2 protein-coding genes are annotated in these 2,263 nt (G+C 35.7%); both read left to right on the top strand.

Going from position 1 to position 2,263, the window contains the following annotated elements:
• The first annotated feature begins 61 nt into the window (after window positions 1–61).
• Entirely contained in the window at window positions 62–1,420 is a 1,359-nt protein-coding gene (gene dnaB / locus MR285_RS03985; protein WP_293558255.1) for a replicative DNA helicase, read from the top strand.
• Window positions 1,421–1,507: 87 nt separating this feature from the next.
• Window positions 1,508–2,263: undecaprenyl-diphosphate phosphatase (locus tag MR285_RS03980; protein WP_293558253.1), on the top strand; the 756-nt coding region annotated here is incomplete at its 3' end.

The following is a 2,263-nucleotide window of genomic DNA, read 5'->3' as shown; positions in this document are numbered from 1 at the left end:
AATTATATTCTGACATAATTGCAACTTTAAAGGTAAATGTTAGACCGGAATCTTGATTGATATGGATGTAAATGGAGAATTAAACTTAAATTCTGTTGAAAATTTAAAAATGCCCCCTCACAGTCTGGAAGCAGAAGAATCAGCACTAGGTTCAATGATGCTATCAAAAGAGGCAATCACTGCATCCATTGAAATTTTAAAGACAGAGGACTTTTACCAAGATGCACATAGAAAAATTTATGACGCAATTTTAAATATCTACAACAGAAATGAACCTGCAGATGTAATAACTATTGCAGAAGAATTGAAAAAAACTGAATCCCTAGAAGAAGTTGGCGGCATAACTTATCTCGCCGACTTATCTTCAAATGTAACAGCTGTTTCAAATATTAAATCCTACTGCGAAATTATTAAGGAAAAGGGAATTTTAAGAGAACTAATAAATGCCTCCGATAAAATTATCTCTGCCGCTTATTCATCAGATGCAAAGGCGGACCTTATTATCGAGCTTGCAGAAAAATCTGTATTTGAAATAACACAAGACTCCACAAAAAATGGTCTAGTAAATATTAAAAACATTGCCCTAGAGTCCTTCTCTGATCTGGAAATGAAGGCGCAAAATCCAAATGCACTCACTGGACTTACAACTGGCTTTATAGACCTTGATAGAAAAATTTCCGGACTTCAAAAGTCTGATTTAATATTGCTTGCAGCAAGACCTTCCATGGGTAAAACTGCCCTTATGGTAAATATTGCAACTAATGCAGCACTAAGGGGCGGTGCATCCGTTGCTGTTTTCTCTCTTGAAATGAGCAAGAATCAACTTTTCCAAAGAATTATTTCTTCAAATGCCCATGTAGACCTTCAAAAAGTTATTAGCGGCAACTTAAACGAAGAAGATTGGACAAAAATAATTAACACAATGCCCATTATCTCCAATTTAAAAATGGAAATTGACGACACTGCGGGCATATCCCCTCTGGAACTAAAGGCAAAGTGCAGAAGAATGAAATTAGAAAAGGGACTGGACCTAATAGTAATCGACTACTTGCAACTTATGCAGATGAACTCAAGAGCTGAATCAAGGCAACAAGAAATTTCTGCAATATCGAGAAACTTAAAGGCAATTGCAAAGGAACTTGAAGTGCCAGTTATTGCCCTCTCACAACTTTCACGTGCACCTGAACTAAGGACAGATCACAGACCAATATTGTCAGACCTTCGTGAATCCGGTGCCATTGAACAAGACGCAGACATAGTAATGTTTTTGTATAGAGATGAATACTACACAAAGGAAGAATCTGAAAAGCCAAACATTGGCGAGGTAATCATTGCAAAACACAGAAATGGCCCTACGGGAACAGTTGAATTGATGTTTAAAAAAGAATTCACAAAATTTTTAAATTTGCAAAGAAATTAATACTAAGGCTCTTGTCATTGACGAGGGCCTTGTTTATATTTTCTCAATCAAATGTTATAATAACTTTGTCAAAAAATGGAGGTAAACATGATTTTAGACATAATAAAAGTAATCGTCCTTGGAATTATCGAAGGACTAACAGAATTTTTGCCTGTTTCATCAACAGGACACCTTATAATCGCAGACAGCTTTATAAAACTTGAGCCAAAGTCCTTTTCCAATGCCTTTAGCGTAATAATACAACTTGGTGCAATATTAGCAGTAGTATATCTCTACTTCTACGACATAAATCCAATTGCAAGGGGAAAACTTGTGCCAGTAATTGGCGAAGAAAAATATGAAAGTCTATCCTTTAAGGAAAAATTTAAGTACAGAGATCTTGAAACAATGCGACTAATCGCCAAAATAATCATCGGATTTTTGCCCGCAGCTTTTTTTGGATTTTTGTTAGACGATTTTATCGACGCACATCTTTTCAATCCAATTACAGTTGCAGTTGCACTTATTGTCTATGGATTTGTAATTATTTTTATGGAAAAAAATAATAAAAATAAAGAATTTAAGTACGAAAGTTTAAATGACATTGGACTTAAAACTGCACTATTAATTGGATTTTTCCAATGTCTTGCCATGGTTCCTGGCACATCTCGTTCTGCCGCTACAATTATTGGCGCAATGCTGCTAGGCTGTTCAAGGACAAGTTCCGCAAAATTTTCCTTCTACCTTGCAGTTCCAACTATGCTTGGCGCAACTGCCCTTAAAATTTTAAAAATTGGATTTTCTTTCACACCTTGGCAATGGTTTTTGATAATACTTGGCGGCGTTATATCTTACATCGTTGCC

This window comes from Peptoniphilus sp. (genome assembly GCF_022767005.1).
Classification (GTDB): domain Bacteria; phylum Bacillota; class Clostridia; order Tissierellales; family Peptoniphilaceae; genus Peptoniphilus_A.
This window is presented reverse-complemented; position numbering and strand designations above follow the sequence as displayed.

Bases quoted from the DNA above. Each gene is read 5' to 3' on its own strand.
- dnaB (WP_293558255.1), top strand. From the start codon at position 62: ATGGATGTAAATGGAGAATTAAACTTAAATTCTGTTGAAAATTTAAAA.